The organism is Nocardia sp. GP40 (assembly GCF_050434125.1).
Taxonomy (GTDB): domain Bacteria; phylum Actinomycetota; class Actinomycetes; order Mycobacteriales; family Mycobacteriaceae; genus Nocardia; species Nocardia albiluteola.
This window is the reverse complement of record NZ_JBNPVW010000002.1, coordinates 564,599-578,129: the sequence shown is the minus strand read 5'-3', so window position 1 is coordinate 578,129 and position 13,531 is coordinate 564,599. Positions and strand designations below refer to the sequence as shown.

Here is a 13,531-nt window from a genome sequence, read left to right as displayed (position 1 = left end):
GCAGGGACTATTGCACGCGCATGACCAGGGCCGCGCCGGTCGAACCTGATCGGCGCGGCCCCGCTACTGGTTCAGTTACCAGGCTGCTGACTGTCGCCGGGCGCGGGCGCGGTGTTGGCACCCGGCGCCGGCGCGTTGTTCTGCATGTCTTGTGTCATCGGCGACTGGAAGTTGTCGACCAGCCACTTGCCGTCCTTCTTCTCCAGTGACGCCACCACACCGATGGTCAGGTGCTGCGGCTGCGGGGTTGCGGCCTTCGACTGGATCTGGGTGATCAGCATGACCACGGACGCCTTGTCGGAACCGCCGGACTCCCACGCGCAGTGGATCTCGCTGACCGACGAGCTGGCCTGGGCCTGCTGGGTGATCTGCTTCAGCGCGGTCGAGGCGCCGTCGAACTGGGTGAGCCAGTCACCGGCCGAACGATCCTTGACCCGCTTGACGTAGTCGTCGAAGTTCTTCGACTCGTAGGTACCGACCTGCCGGCCGAAATCGCAGGCCGCGGCCACGGCGCTGTCGCGCGCGGAGAGCTGATTGCCGCGGTCGTGGGCCTGCAGACCGAACCAGGTCACCGCCGCGGCCGCGGCGACCACCACGACGCCCGCCGCGAAGGCACCCGCGATCGGCACCCAGCCACGCTTGCCGCCCTCGGCACCGGCAGGTGCCGCGGCGACGGAATTCGCCTCGGCGGTAGGAAGTTTCACGGTCGGCTCGGCACCGGACTGCGATGCGGCCGCGGACTCCAGCTTGACCGTGGCGTCCTCGGCGGACGCGGCGGCCGGGAGCTTGACCGTCTTGTCGCTGTCGGCCTTCTCGCTGTCGATCTTCGCGGTCGCGGCATCGTCCGCCGCGCCGGCCTCGGTCTTGCCCGCGTCGGCGGCATCGCCCGGCGCGGCGGCACTCTCGGCGGCGGCACTCTCGGCGGCGGCACTCTCGGCAGCCTCGTCCGCCGAAGCCTTCGCCGTCACGTCCGCCTCGGTGCTGTCTTGCGGCTGATCGACCTGCGCGGACTCCTCCGCGCCGGTATTCGTCTTGTCTGCAGCGTCATCGGACATGAATGAAGGTGTCACTTTCTCGGTGCGCGGCCGCGCACCGTATTGCCGGATCGGGCCGGGTCAGTGCCCCGGCCCGCGCGAACTGTCGGCGAGTATGCCCGCTCGCCGGGGTCACCGTCGAGTGGCGTGCATCACCGTACGGGAGGCAGGGTCCGAGCGTTCGGGTCGACTCCCGCCGGCATCTGGGCGCCGTTGTTGGGGACAGCGGGCCGCGGTGCGTTCGCCGACCCGCGAATCTGCTGGTCCGGCGGCGGATTGGTGCAGTAGTTGTACCTGTTGACGGTACCGTCGCCCGCCTTCCACGGATCACTCGTGGGGTGGTTGTACGAGCAGTACGGGCGCGGCCAGATGTCCACGATGGTGTTGAACTCGTTGTCGTGGGCCGGCACGCCGAGGGCGGAACTGCCCACCACGAGCGCCGGAAACAGCGCCTGCAGCGCCGGGGTGCGCAACTGCGCCGCCTTGGTGATGGCCGCGAAATTGGCCGCCAGCTTCGTGATCGGATCCGCGGTCTTGTCCAGCACCGCGCCCAGCTCCTGCATCTGGGCGGGAGCCTTGTCCAGAATCCTGTTCAGCTCGGAGTTCGCCCTGTTGAACTGGTTGAACAGCGTGGACGAATTCCGCACCAGGGTGCTCAGATCCGGCTGGGCATTCGAGGTCGTGGCCGCGATCGTGCGCAGATTCGCCAGCAGATTGGTGGTCTGCGGCGCCAGATTGTCCAGGCCCGCCGTCACCACGCTCAGCGCGTCGATCAGGCTGCGCATCTGATCGGGACCTCCGCTCAGCGCGGTGTCGAGCTCGGTCAGGATGGTGCTCAACCGGGCCGGGTCGATCTGGGAGAAGAAGGCGCTGGAGTTGTCCAGCACCGCCCACACCGGCGTGGGGGTCGTAACCCGCTGCGCATCGAAGGGAACCACCGAGCCGTCGCCCAGGTAGGGCGCCTGATCGGTGTTCGGCCGGAAGTCGATGTACTGCTCACCCGCACCGGACAGCGCCTGCACCGCGACCGCGGTGTCCTTGGGAATGCGGTAGCGGGAATCGATCGCGACATCGGCCTTGATGCCGGCGCCGTGCTCGGTGATGGTGATGTTGTTGACCTTGCCGATCCGGAAGCCCCGCAGCGTCACGTCGTTTCCGGGCTGCAGGCCGCCGGACTGGTCCAGATCCACCGCGACCGAGTAGGTGCTCCGCAGCGGATTCACCCGCATCACGCTGACGGCCAGGTAGGACGCGCCGATCGCCAGCGCGATCAGCAGCCCCAGATTCGACATCAGAGCCTTGTGCTGCCGGACCCAGTTCATCGGTGACCCCCCTGCAGGCGGTGCTGCACGACCTGCAGCACCTGGATCAGGCTGCCCGTGAAGTCCTGCGCGTCGCGCAGATCGAAGAACTTGCTGTGCGCCGGATCGGTGATCAGGCCGACGTCGAGATTGGTCAGCGTGGCCGCCACCGCGAGGCTGTTGCCCTTGAACGAGGCATCCGCGCCGGGGCGGATCTCGCGCAACGCGTCCAGCATCGGGCCGAAACTCCGCTGCGAGGCCGACAGCGCCGACATCAGCTTGCGCAGATTGTCCAGCAGGCTCGACAACTGGGCGGAGGTGGTGTTGGAGTAGTCGCCCAGTGCGGCGCTGGTCACGGACACCTTGGCGAGCAGATCGCCCAGCGACCTGTTGTTCTCGGCGATGGTGCCGATCATCGAGGGCAGGGTGTCGGCCACCTGGCCCAGCTCGTTGTGATGCTGCTGCACGGTGTTGACCATGGCGTCGAATCCGTTGAGCACGCCGTCGATCCGGGCGCTGTCCGTGTGCAGGGTGGTCACCACGCTCGTCATCTGCTTCAGCAGATCGGCCAGCTGCTGCGGGCGCCCGCCCACCACCGAGTCCAGCTCGGAGGTCAGGTTGCTCAGCGCCGCGACGCCGCCGCCGTTGAACAGCATCGAGACCGACAGCAGCAGCTCCTCGACCGAGGCACCGGCCGAGGTCCGGTCGATGCCGATCGTGTCGCCGCCCTTCAGCGGCGGCTGATCGGCCGAGTTCGGCGGCCGGGACACCGCGACGAACACATCACCCAGCGGAGTGGCCTGGCGCAGTTCGGCGGTGGTGTTCTCGGGCAGATCGATGTCCTTGCGGATCGTCAGGTCCACCACGGCCTGGAAATTCTTGGTCGTGATGTGCGAGACGGTGCCGATGTCCGAGCCGCCGATCTTGACCTTGGCCTGATCGGGCAGGTTCAGCGCGTTGGCGAATACCGCGTGCACGGTGTAGCTCTCGCCCTGCGTGCCCGGCTTGGGCAACGGCAGGCTGTCGACCGTGAGCCCGCAGCCCGAGGCCACGGTCAGCACGCCGGTCGCGACCGCCGCGGCAATGAGGCTGCGCCCCACTCTGTTCCGGATCATTTCGTCAGTCCCAGCATCGCCGCGGTCAATCCGAAGTCGGGTCCCAGATCCTGCACCTTGCCAGTGCGGCAGCCGTCGGCCCGCATCTGGATCTTCTCGCAGAAGGAGGTGATGATTCCGCCGTCCAGGACGGTGCCGATCAGGGCGTGCAGCCTGATGATGCCCCGGTTGCGGTCCATCGAATTGTCGATGTTCTGCAGCGCCAGCGGCGCGACGTCGATGACCTCGGTGAGGTTGGCGGCATTGGCGCGCAACTGATTCGTGACGTTGGTCAGCCCGGTCAGGCTCGAGGCCAGCTGATTCTGGTACTGGCCGAACACGCCGCTGGTGTTGGACAGGAAGGCGTTGATCTGATCGAGCGTGGCCTGCAGGCCCGGCGCCTGCTGGGCCAGCAGGGCCGAGAGCTGGGTGAGGCGATTGCTGAACTCGCGCACCGATTTGTCGTTGTCGGCCAGCATCGTGGTCAGCTCGTTGAGCTTGGTGATGATCTCCGCGACCGCGTCCTTGTTGTTCACCCCGACCTTCAGCGCGCCGGACAGGGCGTTGAGTGTGTCGCGGATCTTCTTGCCCTGGCCGTCGACCATGTCGTAGAGCAGCGAGCCGTCCAGCGGGCCCTTGGTGCTGCCCTTGGCGGGCGAGAGCGCGGCGGTGAACTGATCGATGGTCTTGATCAGCGTGTCCAGCTCGACCGGGGTGCGGGTGGACTCCAGGGTGAGGTACGAGTTGTCCGGCAGCGTTGGCCCGCCGGTGTAGACCGGGCTCAGCTCGATGTGCCGATCGGTGACGATCGAGGGCGAGATCAGCGCCGCGATCGCGTTCTTCGGGATCTTCACGCCGCTGTCGATGGTTATGTGGACCTCGGCGTACTGGTCGTGCGGCACGATCTTGTCCACCTTGCCGACCTGCAGGCCCAGCACGGTGACCGGATTGCCCTCGAACATGCCCGCGATATTGCGGAATTCGGCGGTGATGTGGGTGGCCCCGCCGACCGTGTTCTGCACCGAGGTCGACAGCGAGGAGCAGCTTCCCACCACCACGGCGGCGGCGCCGATCGCGATCGCCTGCGTGGCGCGGCGAAGTGAGATCATCCCTGGCACCCCTCGATCACTCGGGCGAAGCACAACCAGTTGTCCGGGAACAGCCACGGCACACCGACATCGCCGTAGGGGCCGTTGCCGAGCGCGTTGTTGAGCTGGCGCAACGAGACCGGCATGATCGACAGCAGCCGATCGAGGTTGTCCTTGTTCTTCTGCAGGCCGGCGGCCATCGTGTTGAGCTGATCGATGGTGGGGCCGATTTGATTCCGGTTCTCCGCACCGATCTGCTGCAGCTGCCTGGTCAGGTCGGCCACGTTGTTCAGCAGCTCGCGCAGCAGCGCCTGGCGCTCCATCACCCGGTTGGCGATGGCCTCGCCCTGGGTGATGACCAGCAGCAGGCTGTTGCGGTTGTCGGCGAGGATCTTTGTGACCTTGTCCAGATTCTTGAGCAGGCCGTCGACCTGATCCCGGCGGTCGTTGATGGTCTTGGCCAGCGCGCCGACGCTGTCCAGGGCCTGCGCGGTCAGCTGCGGTGAGCCGTCGAGCTGATCGCCGATAACCTTGAACGACTGCACCAGCTGCTGGGTGTTCAGCGCCTCGAACTTCGGTGTGCCGACCTGGATCACGTCGTTCAGGTCATAGGGAACCACGGTGTTGTTCTTGTGGATCCGGTTGCCGCTCAGGCCCGATCCATCGCCCGGATCCAGGCTGATGTAGCGGGCGCCGAGCAGCGTGGCCATCTTGATCGAGGCCTTCGCATCCGGGCCCAGCTTCAGATCGCCGTTGACCTGCAACGTGATCAGGACGTGGTCGCCCTCGAGCTTCTCACCCGAGACCGCGCCCACCGGTACGCCCGAGACATCGACCTTGTCGCCCACGCGCACGCCCGCGGTCTGGGCGAATTCGGCGTCGATGGACTGCTTGCCGACGCCCAGCTTGTTGAAGCCGGAGGAGCCCACGAGCAGCACCACGATCAACGCGGCGCCGATCATGCCCAGCCAGAAGTTGCGGTTGCTGTTGAAGCGCGCCTTGATTTTTCCCATCATGGCCGGCACACCGCCGACTGGGAGTGACCGCCGATCTGGGTGAGCAGGCCGCGCGGCAGCAGCACCCCGTACAGCGAGACGTCGAGGCTGCACACGTAGGCCTGGCCGTACGCGCCGTCCTGGGTGAACTTCTCGACGTCGGCCAGGATGTTCGGAAAGTCGATCGCGGCCTGATCGAGCTTGGCGCCATTGGCGATCAGCATGGTCAGCGCGTCGACGGTGGCGTTCTGCGCGGCGGCGATCTTCGGCTGCACGCCGCCGACCATGTTCACCAGCGAGGTCGTGGCGTCGGCTATCTGCACGGTCGAGCGCTGCAGCGACTGGCCCTGTTCGTACAGCCCGCCGATCAATGCACGGGTCTGGGTCACCAGCGTCTCCAATTCGTCGCCTCGTTTCGCCAGCCCCTGCATGACCCCGGACAGGTTGACGATGACATCGGACAGGATCGCGTCGCGGCGCTGGAAGTCGCCCGCGAGCGCGGCGGCCTGGGTGATGAACGCGCTCAGCGAGACGCCGTCACCCTGCAGCGCCTGGATGAAGGTGTTGGACAGGTCGTTGACCTGCTGCGGGTTCAGCGTCTGGAACAGCGGCTGAAAGCCGTTGAGCAGCCCGGAGATATCGAAGGACGGCTCGGTGTGGTTCAGCGGGATCGAGGCCCCGTCCCGCAGCGCGTTCCCGTCTCCCTCGGTGCCGGGGGCCAGCGCCACGTACCGCTGGCCGATCAGGTTCTGGTAGCGGATCAGGGCCTTGGTGGTGCCGAACAGGGTCTGTTCGCGCTGCACGATGAACGTCACGACGGCGTGGTGCTGCTTGTCCAGGTCGATCTTGCTGACCTTGCCCACGCGCACCCCGGCCATCCGCACGTCGTCGCCCGGACGCAGGCCCAGCACATCGGTGAACGTCGCGGAGTAGGAATTGGTGGAGCCGGAAACGCTGCGCGCCAGCGTATTCCAGATGACCACCGTCACCAGCACCGAGACGATCGCGAAGACGCCGAAGCCGATCAGCGGTTTACGAATACTCACGACTGCGCCTCGCTGGCGCTCGGCTCCGTCGTGCCCGAGGCGTGCTGGCTCATTGGTTCACTCCGCTTCGCTCCGTTCACCGGCCCGCACCGTTTTCGGTAACTTGCAAGGTTCCACCGTTCAATATCGAGCTCAGCAGCAGGTATTCGGCGATGGTCGGCTGGCGTCCCAGCAGCGCGGTGACGGCCGCGTCACCGGTGTAGTCGACCGTCCCGGCGATCGGCGCGGCGGCCGGTTTCGGCGAGACCGGAAGGGCGGCCGGGCCATTCGGCGCGGCCGGCTTCGGCGCGGTGGGCATCGAAAGGCCCGGGATGCCGCTCGGGAACAGGCCCTGCAGCGGGGTCCCGGCGAAGGGAACCGCGGGCGCGACCGGGGCCGCGGGCGCGGACACCGTGAGGCCCGGGATCGCGGGCAGGCCCGGAACCGCCGTCAGCGGCGGCAGGCCCCGCGCGGAGTCCAGCGCGCGCGGCTTGAGCGCCGGGGTCGCCGGACCCGGATCCGACACCACCGGTGCGGTCCCGCAGCTCGGCCCGGCCATGGTGCCGTAGCGCGGGCAGTTGCTGCGGTCGTAGGGCTTGTACGGGGTGAAGGTGAGGCCCACATTCCAGACCATCTGCCGCTGCGGACCCCAGTGGAAGGTCGTGTTCAGCGCCCGGATCGAGGTGTTCAGGCTCGCGATGGCCGCGGGGATCGCCTGCGGATCGGCCGAGATCGCGCCGAACACAGTGCCGGTGTCCCGGGTGAGCCGCTCGCCGGCGTCCCCGTTGGCCGCGAACAGGGCGTTGACCTTGTCCACGGTGCTCTCGCTGCCGGTGATCAGTGCGGCCACCGCGGCCCGCTTGTCGGAGATGGTCTTCGCCGTCTTCACCGACTCGGCCAGGGTCTGCACCAGCTGCGGCGCGGACTGGTTCAGGGCGTCGAAGGAGGAGGAGAAGTTGTCCAGGGTCTGGCCCACGTTCGGCACGGCCGCGCGGACCTTGGTCAGCCAGTCGTTCAGCCGCTCCACGGTGGAGCCGGGCACCCGGCTGCCGCTCTCCAGCGCATAGGACAGCGTGCCGAGCACCCGGCCCAGCTGCACCGGATCGATCTTGTTCAGGATGGTGCGAACCGTGGTCAGCGTGTCCTGCAGCGCGATGGTGCCCTGGCTGCGGTCCTCGGCGATCTGCGAACCCTGGTGCAGGGAAGCCTGATCGGAGCCGTTGTAGACCAGCTCGACCGAGGTGACGGCGAACAGGTTGCTCGGTACCACCCGGGCGGTGACGTTGGCCGGGATCCCGTCGGTGTACTCCGGCTTCAGCTCGATATGCACCTGCTGTTGGGTGCCCTGTTCGGCGACGGCCACGTCCTTGACCGAGCCGACCAGCACGCCGCGGAACTTCACATCGGCATCGGAGGGAAGTCCGTCGCCCGTGGTGCTCAGGTTCGCGGTGACGTCGACCTTGGGATGCAGGATGTAGCCCTTGTAGCGGGCCATCAGGAAGGTCAGGATCAGCGCGAAGACGACCACCCCGGCCACGCCCGCCACCAGCAGCTGCCGCATCGTCGGTCCGCGCCCACTCGGATCGATGATCATGCCCGGCCCCTATCCCGAAATCCTGATGCCGGGGTTGACTCCCCAGACGGCCAGCGTGATGAACAAGTCGGCGAAGACCACGGCGATGATGCAGTACTTGATGGCGCGCCCGGCCGCGACGCCGACGCCCTCGGGGCCGCCGGAGGCGAAGAATCCGTAGTAACACTGGATGAAGGTGGTGATCGCCACGAAGACAATGGCTTTCAGCAGCGACCACAGCACGTCGTGCGGTACCAGGAATTGGTAGAAGTAGTGCTGGAAGGTGCCGCTGGCGGTGCCGCCGTAGAGCCGGACCGTGATCGCGCAGGAGATGTAGGCGAACGGCAGGGCCAGGCAGTACAGCGGTACGATCGCGATCATCGCCGCGATCATCCGGGTGCTGACCAGATACGGCAGCGGGCGAATGGCCTGAGATTCGAGGGCGTCGATCTCCTCGGCGATGCGCATCGAGCCCAGCTGCGCGGTGAACCGGCAGCCGGCCTGCGCGGCGAACGCCAGGGTCGCGAGCATCGGGCCCAGTTCACGGGTGGTGGCGAAGGCCGAGATGGCGCCGGTGATCGGGCTCAGCCCCAGCAGATTCAGCGAGGTGTAGCCCTGGATTCCCACGGTCATACCGCCGAAGGCGCTCAGGATCAGCACCACGCCCACGGTGCCGCCGCCGACGATCAGGCTGCCGTTACCCCAGGTGACGTCCGAGAGCAGACGCCAGATCTCCTTGGGATAGTGCTTGAACGCCAACGGCATCGAGCCGATCGACCGCAGGAAGAAGAAGACCTGGTGACCGATGCGGGCCAGCCAGTCGCGCGGCGCGCCGGCCGACGACTTGAGGCGCTCGAGAGGCCGCAGCAGCGGCGGTACATAGGTTGACGACACCGCTCAGACCATCTGTGGGGGGAACAGGGTGTTGTAGATCTCCGTGACGATCAGGTTCACACCGAACAACATCACCGCGGACAGCACCACGGCCGTGTTCACCGAGTTCGCAACTCCGCCCGGGCCACCACGGGTGTTCAGCCCGGTGTCGCAGGCGATGATGGCCGCCAGCAACCCGAAGATCAACGACTTCACCAGTGCCACAAGCAGGTCCGTAGTGACCGCGAAGGAGGCGAAGGTTCCGATGTAGGAGCCCGGCGTGCCGTTCTGCGCAAAGATATTGAAGATGTAGCCGGTCAGGAAGCCGACGAAGACGACGAACCCGCACAGCAGAACCGACACTAACATAGCGGCGCCCAGGCGGGGCGCTACGAGACGGCGCATCGGGTCGACACCCATCACCTTCATCGCGTCGATCTCCTCGCGGATGGTGCGGGAACCGAGGTCGGCACAGATGGCCGAGCCGACCGCGCCCGCGATCATCAGCGAGGTGACCAGCGGGGCGCCCTGCTGGATGATGCCCAGCCCGTTGGCCGCGCCGATGAAGGAGGTCGCGCCGACCTGCCCGGCGACCGAGCCGACCTGGATCGAGACGATGACACCGATCGGGATGGCAACCAGCAGCGTCGGCGCGGCGGCGACGCTGGACATGAACGCGCACTGGCGAACGAATTCGCCGAAGGGAAACCGGCGGCGGAAGATGCTGACGAACAGCTCGGCGACGGCCGCAATGCCCATGGTGATCTGACGGCCGAAGGTTTCCAGCGAACGCTTCGGATGGTCCTGCCAGTACCCTCTGGTCCAGTCGAGCGCGCCGCTCATTCGCGACGCCGGACGCGTGGCCCCCGACCCGCCCGGACCGTCGGTGGTGACTTGCACTGGCTAACCCCTCTCGACGCCGGTTACTCGCCCCGACGACTGTTTGCTTGACGCACCCTACTACGGAGTTAGGAAAAACACATCACCATCAGTGACTCCAGCCATAGACCCACATCACGGCCGGTCCGGGGCTGTGAAATGGGCCAATTGGTTGGGAAATGCAACAAAAATGGCGGATGACTTCTAGAGCAGGTTCTACACTCCTGAACGAATGTCCAACTCTTCTCGGTCGCTCCGCGAAATAAACCGGAACGAATTAATCTAAATAATGGCTCGCCGTGTAAACTCGGAGCCTATCTCCCGAACCCGCGAATCGTGTATCTTTGCGGGCCGTGTCGCGGCGCCGACGCGCCGGTCACGACGCCGCGTGCGCCCCGCGCGCCGCGCCCGGCCCGACCTCACGATCCGTGGCAGCCGACCAGCAAACTACAGTCCCGTAGAACGCACACCGGAGCGCGAATACTGACAGGATGTAGTAACTACATGGATTGATATCGTGCGGGCTTCCGACGTCTCTGGAGGGACATGTTCAATACACTCGCCAAGGCGGCGCGTACCGCCTTCGCAGTCGCCATCGGCGCGGCGCTGCTCGGGACGGGCGCGGGAGTCGCGCAGGCCGCGGCCGGACCGGCGGTCATCGGTGGCGGTTCCGGAATCATCATTGACAACCAGTTCGAGTGCACGGTCACCACGATCGGCCACGACGGGGCGGGACGGCTGGTCGGCCTGACCGCCGGCCACTGCGGCGAGGCGGGCGCGCAGGTGTGGGCCGAACGGGATCGCGGCGCGGGTGTGATCGGCCGCTTCGTGTATTCGAACCACGATCTGGACTACGCGGTGATCCAGTTCGATCCAGGCAAGGTCGTCCCGGTCAATCGGGTCGGCAACGTGACGATCACCCGGCTCGGCGCCCCGGCGCAGTTCCCCAACATCGTTTGCAAGGAGGGCCGCACCACCGGCAACACCTGCGGCATCGCGTGGGGCGACATCTTCCAGACCGATGAGACCTGGTCCCAGATGTGTGTGGTGGAGGGCGATTCCGGCGCACCGGTGGTCATCGGCTCGACGCTGGTCGGCATGGTGAACGCCTACCTGGCGGTGTCCTGCTTCGGTCCCGAGGTCGGCACCAACATGAGCGCGATCGTGCGCGATCTGAACACACGCGGCGGCGCCGGCGCGGGCTTCCGCCCGATCTGACCGGTTCTCCCTCGTTCGGAGCGCGGAGTGAAACCCGCACCGCGGGGCGGCAATTCGAGTGTTCGACTCGGACAGCCGCCTCGCGGTTTTTTATTGCCCGGAAAGCTTCGGCTGCACGGCCGGTCCGGTCACTCCGCAGTTCGGCAGGCAATCCACGTCGGTCGGCTGGGCGGGCAGCGCGTCGCGCTGGCGCGGGCTGCCGAGCAGTGCGGCCGCGATGACCGCGCCGACGACCAGCAGGCCCGCACAGATCCACATTGCCACCCGGAAGCCGTGATCGATCACGGCGGCGTCCCCGATCGAACCCGAAATCCCCGCCAGCCCCGGCAGCGCTGCCACCGCGAGCAACTGCGCGGTACGGGCGACCGCGTTGTTGACCCCCGACGCGATCCCCGCCTCGCCCGCCGGAACCGCGCCCAGCACCGCCCCCGTCAGGGGGGCGACCAGCGCCGAGAGCCCCAACCCGAACACCAGCACACCGGGCAGCACGTCCCGCAGATAGCCGCCGATGCTGCCCGAGCCGGATCCGATGCGCAGCAACAGCACCAGCCCGCCCGCGGACAGCAGCGGTCCGATCGTCATGAGCGGGCGCGGGCCGTGGTGCTGGGCCCAGCGCCCCGCGCGGGAGGACAGGACCAGCATGAGCAGCGTGATCGGGAGCGTGGCCACGCCCGACATCAGCGGTGAGAAGTGCGCGACCTGCTGCAGCTGCAGCACCAGCAGGAAGAACACCCCGCCCAGCGCGGCATAGACGGCCAGGGTCACCAGGTTCGCCGCGGTGAACACCCGGGACCGGAACAGCGACGGCGGCACCAGCGGATGATCGCTGCGCAGCTCGATCACCACGAACACCGCCAGCAGCACCAGACCGGCGACCGCGAGCACCGGCATCTTCTCGATCAGGCCGAAGGTCAGCGCGCCCAGCGCGAGGGCCACCACCACCGCGCCCGGAATGTCCAGCCGCGTCGAGGCGTTCGGATCGCGGCTCTCGGGCACGTGCCGCAGCGAGACGGCCACCACCACCGCGGCAAGCGGCACATTGATCAGGAAGATCGAGCGCCAGGTGGCCACGTCGATCAGCCAGCCGCCCAGGAACGGGCCGATCGCGCCCGCGATCCCGCCGAATCCGGACCACAGGCCGATCGCCGCGCCCTGGTCGCGCCGGTCGATGGACGCCGAGATCAGAGCCAGGCTGCCCGGGGTGAGCAGCGCACCGGCCACCCCCTGCACCACCCGCGCGGCGATCATCATCTCGATGTTCACCGCCGCGCCGCACAGTACCGAGGCCGCCGCGAAACCGATTGTGCCCCAGACGAATACCTTACGACGGCCGAGTTTGTCCCCCAGCGATCCGCCGAGCAGGATGAACGAGGCCAGCGTCAGCGTGTAGCCGCTCAATGTCCATTGCAGCCCGGAAACCCCGGTGTGCAGGGCATTCCCGATGCGCGGCAGCGCGATGTTGACGACCGTGGCATCCATCGAGGCCACCGCGGAGCCCAGCACCGTGGCCAGCAGAATCCATCGCCCGGTCGCCGAACGCAGGCGCGGGGATGCAGAATCACTCATTGCTCTCACGCTACGGATCGCGACGAGAATCGGTGTCGTTTCACATGCGGGAATCCGCCACGTGAAACGGTCGCGTACCGAATTACTGAGTCATAGCAACCATCTGGGTACAGTGGTCTCGTACGTCAGGATGGAGTTTAACCATGAAGCTGATCAGCATGATTGCGTGTTCCACCGCAGCAGTCGGTATATATGCAAATGGAATTAGCAACGCATCAGCTACCGCAGTGAACTGCGATTCCGACCGGGGCGAGGACGTCACGGTCGTCGACGGGCACACGGCCTGCCGGGCCGCGGTCTCCGATGCCGGATACGCCCGCGCCGGCGCCTACGACGGGGTCGGATATGCCAGGGCCAGTTCGGGTGCGATGGCCTTCGGATTCGGCGCGAGCGGCGGCGTCGGAGCCAGCGACGGGGCCGCGGGGGTGCCGATCGCGATCGGCCTGGGTCCCGACGCGTTCGCGTACACCTCGCTGCGCGCAGCACCGGCCGGCGACCTGATCGCCCTCACGATCGCGATGAACGGCTCACAGGCACAGGTGATTTCGGGTGGGCCGACGGTCGTCTGCCTGGGTTCGGCGGCCCTGGCCTGGGATTCGCACAGCGGCGCGGCGTGCCTGGCCACACCGTTCGGCCGCTGGCAGACCGCCTCGCCGCCGGGCTGCCCGGCTCCCCAGGAACGGTCGGCGGCGCCCGCCCGCCCGGAGGACTTCCGCATCGGCTGAAGGCACGCCCGCGGCGGATCGAGGCCGTGAATGTGCCTGATCACACCACGTTACCTGCGAGTAAGGTCGGAGCGGGCAGAGTTAGGCTGGCTGTCGGGCCGTCGTCGCCCTGACGAGGCCCGATATCGGAGCAGGGCGAGGAGGTTCGGCAGATGGTTGC

General features: G+C 67.2%; 12 protein-coding genes. 2 read left to right on the top strand and 10 right to left on the bottom strand.

Annotated elements, in window-relative coordinates; all coding sequences use genetic code 11:
• Positions 1-71 precede the first annotated feature (71 nt).
• From ABH933_RS07215 to ABH933_RS07175, 9 genes are all read right to left on the bottom strand, one after another.
• On the bottom strand, positions 72-1,055 hold the full coding sequence (locus tag ABH933_RS07215; RefSeq protein ID WP_429418532.1) for a hypothetical protein: 984 nt from the start codon (positions 1,053-1,055) through the stop codon (positions 72-74).
• Positions 1,056-1,186: 131 nt separating this feature from the next.
• A complete protein-coding gene (locus ABH933_RS07210; RefSeq protein WP_429418530.1) occupies positions 1,187-2,356 on the bottom strand; it encodes an MlaD family protein in 1,170 nt (389 codons plus the stop codon).
• The gene (locus ABH933_RS07205) at positions 2,353-3,450 is read right to left on the bottom strand and encodes an MCE family protein (RefSeq protein WP_429418528.1); all 1,098 of its coding nucleotides are present in this window, start codon (positions 3,448-3,450) and stop codon (positions 2,353-2,355) included. The genes ABH933_RS07210 and ABH933_RS07205 overlap by 4 nt, the downstream gene beginning before the upstream one ends.
• Complete coding sequence (locus tag ABH933_RS07200; RefSeq protein ID WP_429418526.1) at positions 3,447-4,538, bottom strand: MCE family protein; 1,092 nt, start codon at positions 4,536-4,538, stop codon at positions 3,447-3,449. Before ABH933_RS07200 ends, ABH933_RS07205 begins: the two co-directional genes overlap by 4 nt.
• Entirely contained in the window at positions 4,535-5,530 is a 996-nt protein-coding gene (locus tag ABH933_RS07195) for an MCE family protein (protein WP_429419213.1), read from the bottom strand. Before ABH933_RS07195 ends, ABH933_RS07200 begins: the two co-directional genes overlap by 4 nt.
• Positions 5,530-6,558, bottom strand: coding sequence for an MCE family protein (locus ABH933_RS07190; RefSeq protein WP_429418524.1), 1,029 nt, complete (start codon positions 6,556-6,558; stop codon positions 5,530-5,532). The genes ABH933_RS07195 and ABH933_RS07190 overlap by 1 nt, the downstream gene beginning before the upstream one ends.
• A gap of 76 nt (positions 6,559-6,634) precedes the next feature.
• Positions 6,635-8,131, bottom strand: coding sequence for an MCE family protein (locus ABH933_RS07185; protein WP_429418522.1), 1,497 nt, complete (start codon positions 8,129-8,131; stop codon positions 6,635-6,637).
• Positions 8,132-8,140: 9 nt separating this feature from the next.
• Positions 8,141-9,004: an MlaE family ABC transporter permease gene (locus ABH933_RS07180; RefSeq protein ID WP_215914956.1), complete on the bottom strand. Its 864-nt coding sequence runs from the start codon at positions 9,002-9,004 to the stop codon at positions 8,141-8,143.
• Between the two features lie 3 nt (positions 9,005-9,007).
• Positions 9,008-9,826 carry an MlaE family ABC transporter permease gene (locus ABH933_RS07175; RefSeq protein ID WP_429419211.1) on the bottom strand — a complete coding sequence of 273 codons (819 nt, stop codon included), beginning with the start codon at positions 9,824-9,826 and terminating at the stop codon, positions 9,008-9,010.
• Between the two features lie 582 nt (positions 9,827-10,408).
• On the opposite strand from ABH933_RS07175, the gene ABH933_RS07170 reads away from it, so the two are divergent.
• On the top strand, positions 10,409-11,080 hold the full coding sequence (locus tag ABH933_RS07170) for a serine protease (RefSeq protein WP_429418520.1): 672 nt from the start codon (positions 10,409-10,411) through the stop codon (positions 11,078-11,080).
• A 90-nt stretch (positions 11,081-11,170) separates the two neighbouring features.
• On the opposite strand, the gene ABH933_RS07165 is transcribed toward ABH933_RS07170, so the two are convergent.
• On the bottom strand, positions 11,171-12,646 hold the full coding sequence (locus tag ABH933_RS07165) for an MFS transporter (RefSeq protein ID WP_429418518.1): 1,476 nt from the start codon (positions 12,644-12,646) through the stop codon (positions 11,171-11,173).
• Positions 12,647-12,789: 143 nt separating this feature from the next.
• Between ABH933_RS07165 and ABH933_RS07160 the strand changes: the two genes are divergently transcribed.
• Complete coding sequence (locus tag ABH933_RS07160) at positions 12,790-13,371, top strand: DUF6764 family protein (protein WP_429418516.1); 582 nt, start codon at positions 12,790-12,792, stop codon at positions 13,369-13,371.
• Positions 13,372-13,531: the final 160 nt, after the last annotated feature.

Excerpts from the sequence above, each read along its gene's own strand:
- ABH933_RS07200 (WP_429418526.1), bottom strand. The coding sequence starts at position 4,538 with ATGATCTCACTTCGCCGCGCCACGCAGGCGATCGCGATCGGCGCCGCC.
- ABH933_RS07215 (WP_429418532.1), bottom strand. The coding sequence starts at position 1,055 with ATGTCCGATGACGCTGCAGACAAGACGAATACCGGCGCGGAGGAGTCC.
- ABH933_RS07185 (WP_429418522.1), bottom strand. The coding sequence starts at position 8,131 with ATGATCATCGATCCGAGTGGGCGCGGACCGACGATGCGGCAGCTGCTG.
- ABH933_RS07210 (WP_429418530.1), bottom strand. The coding sequence starts at position 2,356 with ATGAACTGGGTCCGGCAGCACAAGGCTCTGATGTCGAATCTGGGGCTG.
- ABH933_RS07165 (WP_429418518.1), bottom strand. The coding sequence starts at position 12,646 with ATGAGTGATTCTGCATCCCCGCGCCTGCGTTCGGCGACCGGGCGATGG.
- ABH933_RS07205 (WP_429418528.1), bottom strand. The coding sequence starts at position 3,450 with ATGATCCGGAACAGAGTGGGGCGCAGCCTCATTGCCGCGGCGGTCGCG.
- ABH933_RS07170 (WP_429418520.1), top strand. The coding sequence starts at position 10,409 with ATGTTCAATACACTCGCCAAGGCGGCGCGTACCGCCTTCGCAGTCGCC.
- ABH933_RS07195 (WP_429419213.1), bottom strand. The coding sequence starts at position 5,530 with ATGGGAAAAATCAAGGCGCGCTTCAACAGCAACCGCAACTTCTGGCTG.
- ABH933_RS07160 (WP_429418516.1), top strand. The coding sequence starts at position 12,790 with ATGAAGCTGATCAGCATGATTGCGTGTTCCACCGCAGCAGTCGGTATA.
- ABH933_RS07175 (WP_429419211.1), bottom strand. The coding sequence starts at position 9,826 with ATGAGCGGCGCGCTCGACTGGACCAGAGGGTACTGGCAGGACCATCCG.